Source organism: Algoriphagus aquaeductus (genome assembly GCF_003253485.1).
GTDB lineage: Bacteria > Bacteroidota > Bacteroidia > Cytophagales > Cyclobacteriaceae > Algoriphagus > Algoriphagus aquaeductus.
On record NZ_QKTX01000010.1, the window covers coordinates 149,548 to 167,014 of the forward strand.

9 protein-coding genes are annotated in these 17,467 nt (G+C 46.1%); 5 read left to right on the forward strand and 4 right to left on the reverse strand.

Annotated features, from left to right (window positions below):
• Positions 1 to 194: 194 nt before the first annotated feature.
• The 4 genes from CLV31_RS14300 to CLV31_RS14315 all read left to right on the forward strand — a co-directional run bounded on the left by CLV31_RS14300 (position 195) and on the right by CLV31_RS14315 (position 6,818).
• Positions 195 to 1,232 (forward strand): SusE domain-containing protein, encoded by a 1,038-nt coding sequence (locus CLV31_RS14300; RefSeq protein WP_111393579.1) that lies wholly within the window; start codon positions 195 to 197, stop codon positions 1,230 to 1,232.
• A gap of 83 nt (positions 1,233 to 1,315) precedes the next feature.
• The gene (locus CLV31_RS14305) at positions 1,316 to 4,117 is read left to right on the forward strand and encodes an alpha-amylase family glycosyl hydrolase (protein WP_111393580.1); all 2,802 of its coding nucleotides are present in this window, start codon (positions 1,316 to 1,318) and stop codon (positions 4,115 to 4,117) included.
• 18 nt (positions 4,118 to 4,135) lie between these two features.
• Positions 4,136 to 5,197 carry a class II fructose-bisphosphate aldolase gene (gene fbaA / locus CLV31_RS14310; RefSeq protein ID WP_111393581.1) on the forward strand — a complete coding sequence of 354 codons (1,062 nt, stop codon included), beginning with the start codon at positions 4,136 to 4,138 and terminating at the stop codon, positions 5,195 to 5,197.
• 67 nt (positions 5,198 to 5,264) lie between these two features.
• Entirely contained in the window at positions 5,265 to 6,818 is a 1,554-nt protein-coding gene (locus CLV31_RS14315) for an alpha-amylase family glycosyl hydrolase (protein ID WP_111393582.1), read from the forward strand.
• Positions 6,819 to 6,873: 55 nt separating this feature from the next.
• Here the strand turns inward: CLV31_RS14315 and CLV31_RS14320 are convergent, their stop codons facing one another.
• Positions 6,874 to 7,530 carry a hypothetical protein gene (locus CLV31_RS14320; RefSeq protein ID WP_111393583.1) on the reverse strand — a complete coding sequence of 219 codons (657 nt, stop codon included), beginning with the start codon at positions 7,528 to 7,530 and terminating at the stop codon, positions 6,874 to 6,876.
• A 573-nt stretch (positions 7,531 to 8,103) separates the two neighbouring features.
• On the opposite strand from CLV31_RS14320, the gene CLV31_RS14330 reads away from it, so the two are divergent.
• Positions 8,104 to 13,503: a DUF7379 domain-containing protein gene (locus tag CLV31_RS14330; protein WP_111393585.1), complete on the forward strand. Its 5,400-nt coding sequence runs from the start codon at positions 8,104 to 8,106 to the stop codon at positions 13,501 to 13,503.
• A 91-nt stretch (positions 13,504 to 13,594) separates the two neighbouring features.
• Here the strand turns inward: CLV31_RS14330 and pfkA are convergent, their stop codons facing one another.
• The 3 genes from pfkA to CLV31_RS14345 form a co-directional block, all read right to left on the reverse strand.
• Positions 13,595 to 14,581, reverse strand: coding sequence for a 6-phosphofructokinase (gene pfkA / locus CLV31_RS14335; protein WP_111393586.1), 987 nt, complete (start codon positions 14,579 to 14,581; stop codon positions 13,595 to 13,597).
• The gene (locus CLV31_RS14340; protein WP_111393587.1) at positions 14,571 to 14,951 is read right to left on the reverse strand and encodes a methylglyoxal synthase; all 381 of its coding nucleotides are present in this window, start codon (positions 14,949 to 14,951) and stop codon (positions 14,571 to 14,573) included. Before CLV31_RS14340 ends, pfkA begins: the two co-directional genes overlap by 11 nt.
• 277 nt (positions 14,952 to 15,228) lie before the next feature.
• Positions 15,229 to 17,271 (reverse strand): S9 family peptidase, encoded by a 2,043-nt coding sequence (locus CLV31_RS14345; RefSeq protein ID WP_111393588.1) that lies wholly within the window; start codon positions 17,269 to 17,271, stop codon positions 15,229 to 15,231.
• Between the last annotated feature and the right edge of the window lie 196 nt (positions 17,272 to 17,467).

Here is a 17,467-nt window from a genome sequence, read left to right on the forward strand (position 1 = left end):
AAACGTCTGCATTAAAAATTTCTTTTTAAGACCCTGCTTTGGGCTTGCGAAGTGCTTTTTCCGGTAGTATGTTATTCTTCGAATGATTATATCCCTCCTCGTCTTTTGGTCAAGTTCTAAAGAGATTTTTGATCTAAACGATAAAAAATATAATTATTTCAAGTAGTTCAATTAATCAATCAAACTCAAAATCTATGAAAGTATTTAACCGAATCGGATGGGTCGCGGTCATGATTCCAGCGCTCTTTGCTTGTGACAATTATGAAATGCCACCGATTATCCCTCAGACCGGGTCAGATATTTCTAACCCGGTGGAAGGAACTGAAATTGTCCTAATTAAAGAGGGCGCTGAAGATGAAGTATTGGAGTTTACGCTGACTGCTGCAGATTTTGGAACACAAGGAACCTCTCGTTACCAATTGGAAATGGATCTTCCAGGTGCCAATTTTGAAGACGCAGTAGCATTTGGTGACTCAGATTCCAATTTTATAGAGGTCAATGTGGCCGAACTCAACGAAGCACTTTTGGCCAAAGGTTTAGCTTTTGGCGAAGTGGCCAATGTCGAATTTCGGGTGAAAGCCACGTTTGACCAACCGATGGACCCGATTTACGGTAAGACACTAACCCTGAAAATCACTCCCTATGATGCAGCAGTGGACTTTCCGGTAATGTATGTGCCGGGAGATTATCAAGGCTGGGACCCTACCAATCCGTTGACAGTGCTTTATGCAGAGAATTTCGATAATAAGTTCAAAGGCTTCGTTCACATCATCGGGGGATCCAGAGAATTCAAATTGACCGAAGGTCCAAACTGGGACGTCAACTACGGAGATACCGGAGCAGACAAAACTCTGCAGCGAGATGGTGACAACATCAAAGTAGCCGCTGATGGTACCTATGAACTCAATGTGGACCTTACGGCCAAGACCTACACCATTTCTGATGTGAAGCGTTGGGGAATCGTGGGAAGTGCAACTGCCGGTGGATGGGATGCAGATACGCCAATGAATGCCTATGACAAGGCCACCCATTCCTTGAAAATCACCACGGATCTGAAAGCTGGAGAGTTTAAATTCAGAGCGAACAACAATTGGGATAACAATTATGGTGGAAGCAATGGTACCCTTACCTCAGGAGGGGATAATATTGCGGTGGCCTCGGCAGGTAATTACACCATTACCTTGTACTTTGGCCCAGAAGGAATCGCAACGTACACGCTGGTGAAAAATTAATCCGAAGACAACCCTTTCACATTCATGAACAACCGGGCTTTGGGAAGAATACCAAATCCGGTTGTTCCTTTAAATTCCGTCCGATGATTAAAAAGTCACTGTTTTTCCTAATCCTGGTTTTTGGGTTTTTTACCGTTACCCGCACTATTGCCCAGGTTACCACCGAACCGGCCATTCCGCTTGCTAGCGGGTCAGTGAAGATTATCTATGATGCTTCCAAAGGGACTACCGGGCTGAAGGATTGCAACTGTGATGTGTATATCCACATTGGAGCGGTCACCGGAGGTCCCGCATCGACCACTTGGACTATTGTGCCTTTTCAATGGGGGACGGCCAACTCATCGGCAAAAATGACCCGAGTGACGGGCCAACCCAATATTTACACGTTTGAGCTTACTCCCAATTCTTTTTTCAACAACCCCAATAACCTGACCATCTATCGTTTGGGAATGGTCTTCAGGAATGCCGACGGGAGCAAAGAAGGAAAAACCAGCACCAATTCAGACTTTTTTGTAGACTTGGCCCAAGGCTTTGATGTGTCGTTTACCGCACCTCAGGGCACCGGATCGGTTTCCTTAGAGGTAGGAGAACGTTTCGAATTTAAAGCCGCCGCCACAGAAGCTGCCGATTTGAGTTTTGAATTGGATGGGGAAATAGTTGCCGAGGCAAAAAACGCCCAAGCTATTTCCTATAATTTCACCGCAACTCAGTCCGGTAATTTTACACTCGTGGCCAAAGCCATCAAAGGCGATGTGGAAGACACTCAGTCCCTCTCCCTTGTTGTTTTTGGGCCTTCGGAGACCGCCCCCTTACCGACAGGTGTCAAACTTGGGATCAACTATCTCACGGACACTGAAGTGATTTTGGCGCTTCAGGCACCCCAAAAAAGCATCGCTCACGTCATCGGAGATTTCAATGACTGGAAAGTTTTGCCCGAATACCAAATGAAAAGGACTCCGGATAAAGAGATTTTTTGGTTAAGAATCTCCGGACTCACTCCTCAGCAGGAATACATTTTTCAATACTTGGTCGATGGGACCATCCGAATCGGAGATCCCTATGCCGACAAAACCTCCGATCCTTTCAACGATCAGGAAATCATTACCCAAAACCGATATCCCGGATTGAAACCTTATCCATCCGGAAAGACAGAGTTTCAGGCGACTTACCTTCAAACTGCACAAACTGCCTACCCCTGGAAAAACCTGACCTACACCCGACCCAAGCCGGAAGAACTGGTAGTTTATGAACTTTTGGTCAGGGATTTTGATGAAAAAAGAACGTATCAGGCCGTGATCGACCGATTGGACTATCTGAAAAGCCTGGGCATCAATGCCATTGAACTCATGCCGGTGGGGGAATTTGAAGGCAATCTTTCCTGGGGATACAATCCGTCTTTCTTCTTCGCTCCGGACAAATATTACGGTACCAAAAACGATCTGAAGCGCCTGATCGATGAGGCGCACGGTAAAGGAATGGTGGTGATCTTGGACATGGTGCTCAACCATGCGTTTGGACAAAATCCCATGGTCAGACTCTACAACGATGGGGATTATGGGGCTCCGACCGAAGACAATCCCTGGTTTAACCGGGTGGCCAAGCATCCCTTCAATGTGGGCTATGACTTCAACCACGAAAGCAAATACACGCAGGCTTTTGTCGATTCGGTCAATAATTATTGGTTGACAGAATACAAGGTCGATGGCTTCCGGTTTGACCTTTCCAAAGGATTTACCCAGGTCAATTCTGGGGACAATGTCAATTTCTGGTCACAGTATGATCCCAGCCGGATCAAAATCTGGAAGCATATCTACGATCGCATCAAAGCCAACCATCCCGAAGCCTATGTCATTTTGGAACACCTCTCAGCCAATGATGAAGAAAAAGAATTGGCGGACTATGGGATGATGCTTTGGGGAAATATCAATTTTGATTTCCGGGAAATGGCCAAGGGTCAAAGCAAGAATTTTGACTATGCATATTTCAAAACCAGAAACTGGACCAAAAATGGCCTGATTGCCTACATGGAGTCCCATGATGAGGAACGGGTCATGTGGGAAACGCTCAATTTTGGGGCTATTTCTCCTATCAATCTCAAAGCTTTGGAGAATGCCGTCAACCGCAATCAGCTTTTGACTGCCTTCTATTTTGGAATTCCCGGACCTAAAATGATCTGGCAGTTTGGAGAGTTTGGCTATGATGCCGAGCTCAACAACGACCGACTGGGGATCAAACCTACCCGATGGAACTACCTGGATAATCCCCAACGGCAGCGTCTGTTTAAGCTCTATCAGGAGATGATCAAGCTGAAAAAAGAGCATGCGGTATTCAATAATCCGGATAAAACTACCTTGAATCTCAGCGCTACCGTCAAATCCATCATCTTGGAGCACCCTGATCTCGATGTGGTGATTCATGGTAATTTTGGATTAAGTACAGCAGCAGCAGTGACGGTTCCTTTTCCCAAACCGGGAAAATGGTACAATTACTTTACCGGGGAAGAAATAACCGTGTCAGGTAGTAGTCTTTCCTTGAGTTTCAGGCCAAACGAACTGGTGCTCCTTACGAGCAAAAAATTACCGACACCGGAAAAGGGAATCCTGCAGGAGGATTTTATCACTTCCATCCCGGAACCAATTACGGAAGGGGAATTCAAAGTCTATCCCAACCCTGCCACGCATTCTCTGACTGTGGAGCTGCCCAAAGGAATGGAAGAGGCACATTACCGGGTGATCGATATGTCCGGAAGATTGATTTTTGACGGACAGGGCAGGACAGCCGACCAGATTTTAGGATTTGATCTAAGTGGAATTCAGGCAGGGATTTATATCTTTGAGGCGTTTGACAACAAGCGGGTGCTGCATCAGCGCTTTATTAAGAAATAACCAAACCTAACTCAAACTATGAAATTTAAACCTGGAGTAAAGTACGGGGAAGAGCTCAGAGACCTTTATGCGTATGCAAAGGAAAATGAATTCGCTTTTCCGGCAGTGAATGTGATCGGTACCAATTCGGTAAATGCGGTATTGGAAACTGCCAAAAAAGTAAACTCTCCTGTCATTATTCAATTCTCAAACGGTGGTGCCCAGTTTTTTGCAGGAAAAAGCCTACCCAATGATAAGCAACAGGCCTCTATCGCCGGTGGTATTTCCGGTGCACACCATGTGCATCAGATGGCAGAGGCCTATGGGGTTCCGGTGATTTTGCACACCGACCACGCCGCCTTGAAATTGCTTCCTTGGATTGATGGCTTGCTTGAGGCTGGAAAAGCCTACCATGCAGCCTACAAACGACCGTTGTTTAGCTCTCACATGCTCGACCTTTCCGAAGAGCCGCTTCATGAGAATATCGAGATTTCTGCGAAGTATTTCACCGAATTTGCCAAGCTGGATATGGCGATCGAGATCGAACTCGGTGTGACCGGTGGGGAGGAAGACGGCGTGGACAATTCAGACGTGGATTCATCCAAGCTTTATACCCAGCCTGAGGAAGTGGCTTATGCCTATGAGCACCTGAAGGGAATCAGTGACTTATTTACCATCGCGGCTGCTTTTGGCAACGTGCACGGGGTGTACAAGCCGGGAAACGTGAGCTTGAAGCCGATCATTTTGAAAAACTCCCAAGACTTCATCAACAAGAAGCACGGCACGACTGGCAAGCCCTTGAACTTTGTGTTCCATGGTGGCTCCGGTTCTTCAGTGGAGGAAATTCGTGAGGCAAACAGCTACGGTTCGATCAAGATGAACATCGATACCGACATGCAGTGGGCGATGTGGGAAGGCATTCTAAACTACTACAAGAAAAACGAAGGATACCTTCAGAGCCAATTGGGCAATCCGGAAGGTCCGGACAGTCCAAATAAGAAATATTACGATCCGCGCGTGTGGTTGAGAAAAGGCGAAGAACAATTTGTAAAACGATTGGAATTGGCCTTTGACATGCTCAATGCGGTAAACAGAAACTAATACCATTACCTATTTCCAATGGAAAAGTCACTTGATTCAGGTGACTTTTTCTTTTCCCAGAATAAACATGAACAAAACCCTGATCGCAAGTACTTTGGCAACCCTGTCAATTTTGGCTTCCTGCCAGTCCGAACCTACTCCCGAAGTCAAAAACCACTGGCCGAAAGCTGGGGTCACCTATGAGATTTTTGTACAATCATTCAACGATTCAAATGGTGATGGAATCGGAGACTTCAACGGGGTGACCGAAAAGCTGGACTACATCCAAGAGCTCGGTGCCAATGCGATCTGGTTTATGCCCATCATGCCTTCGCCGACCTACCACAAGTACGATGTGACCGACTACAAGGCGGTGCATCCGGACTATGGCACGATGGAGGATTTCAAAAAACTCCTCGAAGAAGCCCACAAGCGGGACATCAAGATCGTGATTGACATGATTATCAATCACACTTCTACGGAGCACCCTTGGTTTCAGGCATCCAAATCCGGTCGGGACAGTGAGTTTCGGGATTATTACGTGTGGGCTCAAAAGGATACGATCGCAGCCTTTCTGGACAAAAAAGTAATCACTCTCGATTCGGATAATATCCGGCAGTGGCATGACCCGGGACAGGGGGAAGATTTCTACTACGGCTTTTTCTGGGGAGGCATGCCCGATCTGAACTTTGACAGCCCCAAAGTGAGGGAGGAGATCTATGAAATCGGACGGTTTTGGCTGGAGGAAGTGGGCGTGGACGGGTTTCGATTGGATGCAGCCAAGCATATTTTTCCGGATGATCGACCATTGGACAATCATGCTTTTTGGAAGGAATTCCGTGCCAAGATGGAAGCTATCAAACCCGATGTGTACTTGGTAGGAGAGGTTTATGATAAAAAGGAAATCGTGGCCCCTTACCTGCCCGGACTTCCGGCTTTGTTCAATTTTGATTTTCATTATACACTGATCGAATCCCTGAATTCAGGCGATGGGCAATTGCTCCTACAAAAGCAAAAAGAGGTATTGGACTTTTACCAAGGCATTACGCCCAACTTTATCGATGCGACTTTTTCTTCGAATCATGATCAACCGCGCCTTTTGAACGATCTGAAGGAAGATCCTGCTAAATACAAGCAGGCCAGTGCCATCCTTTTGACCATGCCCGGAGCACCGTACCTGTACTATGGAGAAGAAATCGGGATGCTTGGGCTCAAGCCGGATGAGCATATCCGTGAACCGTTCATTTGGGATGTAAAGGAGAATGACAAAGGAAGAGCTACTTGGATCGAAGCCAAATACAGCACCGATGCCACCGTGACTCCACTTGAGGCTCAGCGAAAGGACCCGAACAGCTATTTCAATCACTACAAAGCGCTGATCAAACTCAGGAATTCCTATCCTGCTTTGGCTACCGGTTCGCTTGAAATTTTAGAAAATAAATTTCCAAAGTCCGTCATGGCTTTTGGACGAAAAAGTGCCGATCAAGAGGCGTTTGTAGTTCATAATGTGGGTTCAGAATCGGTAGAAGTTGATGTTCCAGCTGAATTTGAAAAAGAACTATTTAAACTAGGAACAATAAAACTGGAATCCGGAAAGTTGAATCTTGAAGGGAATTCGAGTGTGGTTTTTTTGAAAAAATAAAATCTTCATGCGGCCTCTATGAGACGAAAATCCAAATAGAGGCCGCATTTTTTGATTATTTTGAGGCAAGTAATTTGGATACTCCTAGTCCAAAATTGTAGAAATGACCATCTCCAATTTCTTGCAGGAAATACATCAAGCCTCCCTCAGGTCTGATGATCCATCCGCCTTTGAGTTGAAAGGCTAATCCAAGATTTAGTTTGAGGAAAGTTTCATCTAAGCCAGCATCACTTGAAAGCGGAATCAGGAAACCAGGTGATAGATTGAGATGGATTTTTTCTCCCAGAGCCGGAGAAAAAATGAAGGTGGGCTCAGTCATCCAGGTTGCATCCCTATCTTTTTCAAAGTTGGATCCTATGGGAATGAATACGGCAAACTTCCCTGACTCAGTCGAAAACTTCGGACCAACCATCAGCAGGTTCATTCCGCCTTCAAATTCATGGACAGAAAATCTGTCATATTTGGCCCTGATTTCAGTACGATCTGAGATCCCCACGCCTAATTGAAATCCGAAATTGTCGAATACCTGGGCTCTTTCTCCCTCATAGCCTGTCCCTATATTCGCATAGTATGGCGTGATTTCCGCATTGCCTTTCCCTGAAGAACCTGCACTTTGGAAGTTCGGGGAAAATTGAGAAAAGCAGAGCACTGGGATCAGGAACACTAATCCTCCGAGCCAAATGGTTTTTAGATTGAGCTTGACCTTTTTCATGGGAATGAAGTCAGTGATTTACGTGCTGACGCCGCACGGTTTTGGGTTGTCAAAGTAATTTGATCAAGTTTAGCAGCTTGAAGAGTCTACATTGACTTGAAAAAAACCATAATTCCTTACTATTTTGATTTGTAATAATGAATTAGAATGTGGGTGTCATTTGCTTTTTGCATATCATACAAAAATGCTACGATGGTCCAAATGAAAAGGCGAAATTCAATAATCCCTTTTCAGAATTGTCTTTTAAATATGACCTAATTGGAAGACTTGAGTTGATCAAGCAATTTTGTTTTGAGCATGCAGGAATAGTCCCTAAAATGAGATCGTAAGCTTCCCCAAAAATTAGACAGTTTAAAAGGCGACAGAGTCCTTCAATTTAAACTGTATGAAGAAGTCGGGAATTCGGTCAATTCTTTGATTTTTCAGTTTGCTTTCCTTTAGATTAGTATTTAGCTTTATTTCCTTGCTATTCATTGGATTAGCAGGGCAATCCCTCCAAGGAAAGACTTTTTAAGCCCCTTGCAGATTGCTCGGATTTTTGATTGAAGCTCATTTTTAAACCCGGTATATCCTATGTCAAGTATCAAAATCAGATTAAGGGGTCATGAATTGCCCAAAGAGGTTTTTCAACAGGAAGATAAGGGCCTCAGCTATTTCGAGGTCAGCAAGACTTTCAGCGTAGCCAATGCCACGCGGAGCGATGTTCCCGAACAATTGCTGGAATTGAAGGAGGAGGAAATTTTACAGTTGGACTTCGAGGACAATTCCTTCTGGCTCGGGGACAGCGATTCCATCCGTCAGATTTTTTCCAAGGAACTCAAAAGAGGGGCGACAGGAGAGGAAATATACCTATCCGGTGAAATCCAAACAGATGAACAGGACCGAAGCCTGGTTCAGAAGGTGGCTATCAAAGCCGCAAAAGTCTTCGTCAAAAACAAGCTCATCCGTCCCGGTGTGGGTTTGCTTGCGCAGAAAGCAGAGAATTCCGGGCTGAAATTTGGCGATAAGTCCTTCGAAAAATATGGCCCATCAGTGGTCCTGTCAGTTTCCGAAAGCTTTGATTTGGCAGAGGCGGATTTTTCCAGAATTGATCCTTCCAAAAAATGCCTCTTGCTGATTCATGGTACAGGCTCTTCTTCCATAGGTTCCTTTGGAGAGATGAAGGGGACCGAGGAGTGGAGGAAATTGGTCGATGCATATGGAGAATCCAATATACTGGCCCTTCAGCACCGGACTTTGACGTGCAGTCCTTTGCAAAATGTCCTGGCAGCACTGGAGTCCCTTCCTTCCGGATTGACGCTGGATTTGATCACACATTCCCGAGGTGGGCTGGTGGGGGATCTATTGGCACGATTTGCCGACCATGCGGATGGTTTTGACGATGAGGAAATGGTCGTTTTTGAAAAGAATGATCGGGAGGCAGATTTGGAGACGATCCAAAAGATCACCCAAGTCCTTCAGCGCAAAACCCTTAAAGTAGATCGGATTGTCCGGGTGGCCTGCCCGGCAAACGGGACCACCTTGGCTTCCAAGAGACTGGATATGTTTCTCAATGTGGTCATCAATCTTTTGGGAGTGGCCGTGGGAGGTGCGACCAATCCCGTGTTTCTTTCGATGAAAGAGCTCGTCCTTGCGGCAGTGGAGACCAAAGACGACGTCACCGTACTTCCCGGACTGGAGTCTATGAATCCGGAGTCTCCTTTCATTCGGGTGTTGAATTTTCGTGGAACAGCAAAAGAACTTGACTCCAAACTGATCGTTATTGCCGGCAGCAGTGAGTTGAGCGTGACTTTCAAAAGCCTGGCCGTCTTGGCGGGTAAGTTTTTCTTCAGAGGAAAAAATGATTTGGTGGTGGATACGGCGAGTATGGAGTTTGGGGCCAAGAGAAAGGAGGGCAATGTTTTTCTCTATCTGGAAGAAACAGGCAAGATTGACCACATCACTTATTTTCACACGGAGCGAGTCCGGAAGACCATTCAAACCGGGCTTTTGGGTAAACTGGAGGAGTTTTCCGGGCAAAGCAGAACCGATGGCATTACTTTTCTGCGCTCGGGACAGCGGGGAGTTTTGGGTGTGGAAGGCGGAAGATATGTCGGTACTGAGGTCAGTGGTAAGCGCCCTATTTTGATCCTTTTGCCCGGCATCATGGGATCGAACCTGAAAGACAAAAGAGCTAAGACAGATTCGGATCGGCTATTGTGGATCAATTACTTACGGTTTTTAAAAGGCCATTTGAGCCTGTTGAAGCCTTCCGATCAGGATGGCATCGAGGCGGATTCCCTGATCAAAACTTCCTACAAAAATTTGGGGGAATACCTGAGCAAAACCTATGATGTGGTCGCTTTTCCCTTTGATTGGAGACTCCAGATGGAAGGAAATGCAGCTCTGCTCAATCTGAAGATCAAAGAACTCCTTGCCTATAATCAACCGATCAAAATGGTCGGACACAGCATGGGAGGAGTACTCACCCGGGATTTTATCCTGTACCATCCCGAAACGTATCAGAAATTGAATGCCCTTCCCGGTTTTAAAATTCTGTTTCTAGGATCTCCCTTGGGAGGATCTTACCGCATTCCCTACGTTTTGTTTGGGAAAGATGGGATCATCAAGCTATTGGCTAAGATTGACATCCGAAATTCTCCCAAAGACCTCCTGAGTGTATTTGTGAATTTTCCGGGCATCTTGGCGCTGCTACCGATCAACAAATCCGGAAAGCATGATTTCTCGGATCGTGGATTTTGGGAAAAACTCAGAAAAGCCTCCGGAGACGATTCCTGGCCGATTCCGACAGAAAAGGATTTGCGGCATTTCGGGGAGTATCAAAAGAAAATCCTAACGCAGGAAAAAGAGATCAACTACGATAACATTTTCTACATCGCCGGCCAAAGCCGTAGCAAAAACAGCACGATTTCGGATTTGGAGATTAAGGATGGACGGCTGGTGTTTTATGCCACCCATCAAGGGGATGAGAGTGTGACCTGGGAAAGTGGAATTCCCAAAGGAATCCTGGAGCGCAATCATTTTTACTATGCCAATGTCACCCATGGAGGACTTTCTACTGAAAAGAAAATCTTCGGTGCGATCGAGGACATCTTAACCCAAGGTCAGACAGCACGCCTGCAAAATTCGCTTCCCAAAGCCCGAGGAGACGAGAAGGATTTTGTGGCAAAGGAAGAGGAGATTTTCGATCTCACTGAGGAAAATACCATGAATACCCTGCTTGGTTTAGGGACCGATGAAGATCCGATCCCACATGAAACTCCGATACATGTCAAGGTAAGCCATGGGGATCTGAGCTATGCCGATTATCCGGTGTTGGCGGGGCATTTTGAGTTTGATTCCATTCTGACTACCGAAAAAGTCATTGATCGCAAGCTGAAAGGGGAACTTTCGAGGTTGCTGAGTTTGGGATTATATCCTGGACCGGTGGGTACGCATCAAATAGTCATGTCCAAAGATGTATCCAATTCGGATAAAAGTTTCAAAGGAACTGTAGTCGTCGGGATGGGGGTACCGGGAGAACTGACCCCTTATCAGTTAATGGTGACCGTGTCAAAAGGGATCAGTAGGTACCTGACCATTCGGAATGTGCGGGAGCCGTTGGAAGCGGATTCGGGTAAAGAACCTGAAGAACTCAAGCCGGAGGATAAGGAGGTGATGGGAATTTCAGTGATTGCCTTGGCCAATTCTTTCGGTGGTTTTTCAAATGAAAGCTCCATTCGGTCCATCATTTTGGGCATACAGGATGCCAACCGTAAAATCAGGACGACCTATAAAGGTCGGGTCAGGGTCATCGAAGAGATCGAAATCATTGAGTTGTTTCATGACCGGGCATTGGGAATCCTTCGAACGGTAAAAAATCTCGAGCAGGATGACAGCAGGGAGTTCAATATCAGTGTGCCTAATCTTTCCCTCACCAAAAAAGTTGGGAGACGATCCCGAATTCCTTTTGACAACACGGCTGATTGGTGGACGAGAATCAAAGTCACGGAGGAAACCCAAACCTGTGGGGAAAAGGAAATCGGAAAAGAGATCTTGATGGCTATCGCCACGAGTGGGGCCAAAGAAAAGGAATTGCCACTCAAGGCAAACATCAAAAACATCGAGACGCTCCTCGAGCAAATGACCCACAGGAACCTGTATGAGCCGGAGATTGCCAAGTTGATGTTTGAGCTGCTGATTCCTTTTGGCTTTAAGGAAGATCTCAAGCGGCAAACCAACATTACCTGGGTATTGGACAAGCACACGGCCAATTTGCCATGGGAAATGCTGCAGGAAGACCTGAATGGCCTGCCGCTTTGCATTCACTCGGGGATGGTCCGGCAGCTGGCCACCATGGATTTCAGGAGGACGGTGGCCAATGTGACTGAACGAAAAGCCCTGGTCGTGGGTGACCCCGATTTGAAAGGGTTTATGCCTCAACTCAAGGGAGCAGAAAAGGAGGCCGGATTGGTCACTGATAAATTGAAGGGGTATGGTTTTGAGACTCAAAGCCTGATCAAAAGCTCTCCTCCGGACATTATTCTCAAGCTTTTTACCCAGAATTATAAGATTATCCATCTCGCAGGTCACGGGGTCTTCAGCAGGGAAGAAGGCAAACCAAGTGGCATGGTCATCGGAAACGGGAATTTTCTGACCACGAGCGATATCGCTCAGATGAGCAAAGTGCCGGAGTTTGTCTTCGTCAATTGCTGCTACTTGGGTCAGATGGATGGAAAAGCCGAAGAGGAAAACCAAAATCGAAACCGACTGGCCGCCAATATCGGTACACAGCTGATTGAGATCGGCGTGAAGGCCGTGATCGTTGCCGGGTGGGCGATCGATGACGCAGCGGCGGCTGATTTTTGTGAGAAATTTTACGAGTGCCTGCTCAGTGGAGTGGCCTTTGGAGAAGCCACCAAGTCTGCCAGAAAACTGATCTATGAGCGATACAAGGGGAGAACCAATACTTGGGGAGCGTATCAATGCTATGGGGATCCTTTTTTCAAACTGGAAGGGTTGAACTCCACAGTAAGACAGGGTCAGAAATTTTACCTACTCGAAGAAGTCGAATTGGAGCTTTTCAATATGATCTATGCCCTCGAATCCAAAAGTATATCGCTGGAGGATGCGAGAAAGACCTTAGAAATACTCGAAGATGCCATCAAACAATCCAATCTATTCAGCGAAAAGATCCTGGAATACCAGGCCGAGGTGTACAATAAATTGGGAGATTATGGCCAGGCGATCGAGTATTATCAAAAGCTTTTCAATTTGGAAAAGGCAGGATTTTCCCTGAGGGCCATCGAGCAGTATTGTAATATCTCTTGCAAGTTTTGGGTGGAAGAATTTTTTAAAGACGGTAAAAAGCAGTCCAAAGCGATCGAAGCGATCACTCAAACCATCGATAGGCTGGAAAGTCTCAAATCAATCGGAGCTACGTCCGAACGCCTGAGCCTGCTGGGCAGTGCCTACAAACGAAAGCTGATGGTACTCAAGGCCGCAGACCAGGAGGAGTTTGTTTCGGTACTTAGGAAGGCTGCAAACGCCTATTATGAAGCAGCCCGAATCTCTTCCTTCAAGGTAGCTTATCCTATCAACAACACCGTACAACTGGGTAAAATCATTGAAATCATCACGAATGAAAAAGTAGTCACCGAAGGAAAGTCCAAACTGAATTTCGCCCGGCTAATTCAAGACCTTGAAAAGCATCTGGACTCCAAGCCCAAAGAAAAGAAGGATTATTGGGATATCGCCACGGAGGCTTCCATTGCCCTTTCAAAAGTCTGTCTTGAAAGTAAGCCCAAAGAAAAGTCCTGGAATGAACTGAAAGAGGCATTTTTGAAGGTTTGGGAAAAAGCAGGTAGTCCTTCTGATAGAAAGGCCGAATTGGAACATTTGGAGATTCTGATCACCGGCCTAGGCATGGCCAAATCCGAGACCGGAAAATCCTTGTGGCAAGGCCTCAGCGATCTCAGAAATTCACTGAGTTGATTTCCTGTGTCTACTATTGTCACTAAGCCATTGAGCAAAGTGGTTTTGAAGAAAATAAAAAAAGAGGCTTCGCGCCTCTTTTTTTATTGGATCAGGTGGATAGAATATTGGCAATTCTCAGGTCTTCGTCATCTACTTCTTTGTCATCGACGATGGCTTTGACGATTGGGGTGTAGACCACCTTGTTGTTGATCATCCCTGCCATCACATCGTATTTGCCCTGCATGAGTCCTTCCACGGCAGCTACTCCCAACTTGGAGGCGAGCAGTCGGTCAAAGGAAGTAGGGGCTCCGCCCCGCTGCAAGTGGCCCAAGATGGTGACTTTGATGTCGTAATAGGGGAGATGTTTTTTGACTTTATCCGCGATTTCCTGTGCCGAGCCACTTTTTCCTCCTTCTGCTACGATCACGATGTTGGAGGATTTCTTGGCTTTGGTTCGGGTTTTCAGTTTTTCAACCAAAGTTTCGGCTGGAGTCTTTCGCTCAGGAATAAGGATTGCCGCTGCGGCACTTCCAATGCCTGCATTGATCGCGATAAATCCGGCATCTCTGCCCATCACTTCCACAAAAAACAGTCGGTCATGAGAAGTGGCCGTGTCGCGGATTTTGTCAATCGCTTCGATCGCGGTATTGCATGCCGTGTCAAATCCGATGGTCAAGTCGGTGCCGGAAAGGTCATTGTCAATCGTACCGGGAAGACCGATTGCCGGAATGCCATACTCCTGATAAAAAAGATGTGCACCGGTCAAAGAGCCATCTCCACCGATGACTACCAAGGCGTCGATTCCATGACTCATCAAGTTGTCGTAGGCTTTCTTTCGGCCTTCGGGTGTTCTGAATTCTTCACTTCGGGCTGATTTCAGAAAGGTACCACCACGCTCCAAGACATGGGTGATATTTTTGGAGTCGAGTTTTTTGATGTCATTTTGGATCATTCCCTCATATCCTCGGTAGATCCCGTACATTTCCAGTCCATAATAAAAACCGGCCCGAACAGCAGCCCGAATCGCCGCGTTCATTCCGGGTGCATCTCCACCTGAGGTGAGGACACCGATTTTTTTGATATTCTTAGGTTCCATAGGTTTGGGTCAAGGCTTTAAACATAAGTTCTGCCGAAGCAGGATTGGTGGCCAAAGGGATATTGTGAACATCACATATCCGCATCAGCATTTGGACATCCGGTTCGTGGGGATGTTTATCCAGAGGGTCTCTGAAAAAAATGACAGCTGTTAGTTTTTTTTCAGCAGCCATAGCGGCGATTTGCGCATCACCACCCAAAGGTCCCGACAGGAGTCGGTCTACTTTGAATCCCGCTCTTTCGATATGGGAACCGGTGGTGCCGGTAGCTACCAGATCTATATCGGCTCGGTGCAATGCCTCCCGGAATCCGCTTAAAAAGTGAACCATGTCGGCTTTTTTACCATCATGGGCGATCAAGGCGATTTTCATCTGTTTGGTGTAGGGTTTTTGAGGTCAATCCTGAAGGGGAAGGCAAAGGGTGAAGTTGGGCGCAGGCAAGAAAATACCTGTTGGTAAATGTTCATCCGCTGGGTCTTCGATCAGGGCCGATCTCATGCATTGGAATTAATAGGTTTGGCGCCAAAGTTAGGGAAATTTTGCTTTTCCGCTTCTTGACGGGATTTTATTGTCAATAAACTGTTTGTCTCAGCTTATCAATCAACTCGACCTGAGCAGGTATGTTCTGAAGATTTTGAAATCAATTTTTTCAAATCAACTTTCCTTCCAGCATTAGCAAAAAGGCATATTCCAAAGCCAATTCTTTCAGCGCATTGAATCTGCCTGAGGCTCCCCCGTGACCCGCTTCCATATTGGTATATAATAGGAGCAGGTTGGAGTCGGTTTTCAGGTCTCGGAGTTTGGCCACCCATTTGGTAGGTTCCCAATACTGGACTTGGGAATCATGAAGTCCTGAAGTGACCAGGAGGTTGGGGTACTCTTTTGCTTCCACATTGTCATAGGGAGAATAAGAAAGCATGTATTCGTAGTATTCCTGATGTTTGGGATTTCCCCATTCTTGAAACTCACCGGTTGTGAGTGGGATGCTTTCATCGAGCATGGTGGTGACTACGTCTACGAAAGGCACATTGGCAATGACTCCCTTGAAGAGCTCGGGTTTCATATTGATGACAGCTCCCATCAGGAGTCCTCCAGCACTGCCTCCCATTGCATAGAGATGTGGAGGAGAAGTATAGTTCTGAGCGATCAGGTGTTCTGCACAGGAAATGAAATCCGTAAAGGTGTTCTTCTTTTTAAGCATTTTACCCTCTTCATACCAATGACGGCCCATATCCTCACCCCCTCGGATATGTGCGATGGCAAACACAAAACCCCGATTCAAAAGGCTGAGCCGATTGGAGGAGAAATAGGCATCCATGCTGTAGCCATACGATCCGTAGGAGTAGAGTAGAAGCGGATTTTTTCCATTTTTGGTGAAAAGGGCCTTTTTGTACACCAAGGAGATCGGAACCAAAGTGTCATCATGAGCTTTGGCCCAGATTCTTTCTGAATGAAATTCTCCGGGATCATAGCCTCCAACCACCTCTTGTTGCTTAAGCAGGGTTTTTTCTCGGCTGAGCATGTGGTAGTCAACTACCGAACTGGGGGTGGTCAGCGAATTATATCCAAATCGTAACCAGTCGGTTTCAAATTCCGGATTGGTACTGATCCATGCAGTGTAGGTTTCGTCGTCGAATTGCAATTTATGTCCCTCACCTTCCCAAGGTTTGATTTGGATTTGGGTAAGTCCTTGAGAGCGCTCTTGGGTAACCAGGTAAGAGGAAAACAAATCAAAATCCTCTAAGAGGACGTCTGGACGATGGGGTATCACATCCACCCAATTTTCTTTTCCCGGCGTGGAAATCGGCGCCTTGACCAATTTAAAGTTTTGCGCCTGGTCATTGGTACGGATGTAAAAATCATCTCCGTAATGATCTGCCGCATACTCCAAGTTGGGAATTTGCTTTTGAAGTAAAGTGAAATCCGAATCAGGAATCTGGGCATCGATAAATCGGACTTCCGAGGATATCGTGCTTTCGGAGTGAATAAGAATGTATTTTTCGGACTTGGTCTTGTGGACTACGCAGCTGAATTCCTCGTCGGTTTCCTCATAGACCAACACATCCTGAGCCACCGGGCTTCCGAGGATATGTTTGAAAATCCGATAGGACCGAAGCGTGTCCGGATCCTGTTTGGAGTAAAAAAGGGTTTGATTGTCGGCTGCCCAGACAAAGTTTCCGGTTATCTCAGGGATGCTTTCCTCGAAAATTTCCCCATTCTCGAGGTTTTTGAAATAAATGGTATAGATCCTTCTCCCCACTTCATCCGCAGCAAAGGCAAGAATTTTTTGATTGGGAGTGGTGGAGGTTCCCCCCACTTGATAGTAGGATTTGCCTTGAGCAAGGGTATTGACATTCAGAATTACTTCTTCTTCGGCCTCCATACTGCCCAACTTCCGGCAATAAATCGGGTACTCTTGGCCTTTTTCATATCGGACAAACCAATGGTAACCCGATTTAAAGTAGGGTACGCTTTGGTCTTCCTCCTTGATTCTTCTTTTCATTTCTTCGAAAAGAGATTGCTGGAAGCTCTCCGTAGGTTTCATTTTCTCCTTGAGGTAATCATTTTCAGCCTGGAGGTACCGGATTACTTCAGGATTTTCCCGGTCATTCATCCAGTAGTATGGGTCTTGTCGCTGATGTCCGTGGGTTTCTAAAAGTTGAGGTTTCTTGGGAGCAATGGGTGCTTGCATGAAATCGATGAATTTTGGATACAAGCTTAATCAAAAATCAGGGACCTTGGTTCCTTCCTGACGGCCAGAAAATAACTTAAGTCAAATGCTTTTTTTGGAGTATCGCTTTATTTTCAAGTGATACATTGTTGGATATCTGTATTTGTTGGGTAAACTATTGGTTTTGACAAGAATTTTCAGAATATTCCGTAATTCA

Coding starts and splice junctions, on each gene's coding strand:
- CLV31_RS14300 (WP_111393579.1), top strand. CDS start 195: ATGAAAGTATTTAACCGAATCGGATGGGTCGCGGTCATGATTCCAGCG.
- CLV31_RS14305 (WP_111393580.1), top strand. CDS start 1,316: ATGATTAAAAAGTCACTGTTTTTCCTAATCCTGGTTTTTGGGTTTTTT.
- fbaA (WP_111393581.1), top strand. CDS start 4,136: ATGAAATTTAAACCTGGAGTAAAGTACGGGGAAGAGCTCAGAGACCTT.
- CLV31_RS14315 (WP_111393582.1), top strand. CDS start 5,265: ATGAACAAAACCCTGATCGCAAGTACTTTGGCAACCCTGTCAATTTTG.
- CLV31_RS14320 (WP_111393583.1), bottom strand. CDS start 7,530: ATGAAAAAGGTCAAGCTCAATCTAAAAACCATTTGGCTCGGAGGATTA.
- CLV31_RS14330 (WP_111393585.1), top strand. CDS start 8,104: ATGTCAAGTATCAAAATCAGATTAAGGGGTCATGAATTGCCCAAAGAG.
- pfkA (WP_111393586.1), bottom strand. CDS start 14,581: ATGGAACCTAAGAATATCAAAAAAATCGGTGTCCTCACCTCAGGTGGA.
- CLV31_RS14340 (WP_111393587.1), bottom strand. CDS start 14,951: ATGAAAATCGCCTTGATCGCCCATGATGGTAAAAAAGCCGACATGGTT.
- CLV31_RS14345 (WP_111393588.1), bottom strand. CDS start 17,271: ATGCAAGCACCCATTGCTCCCAAGAAACCTCAACTTTTAGAAACCCAC.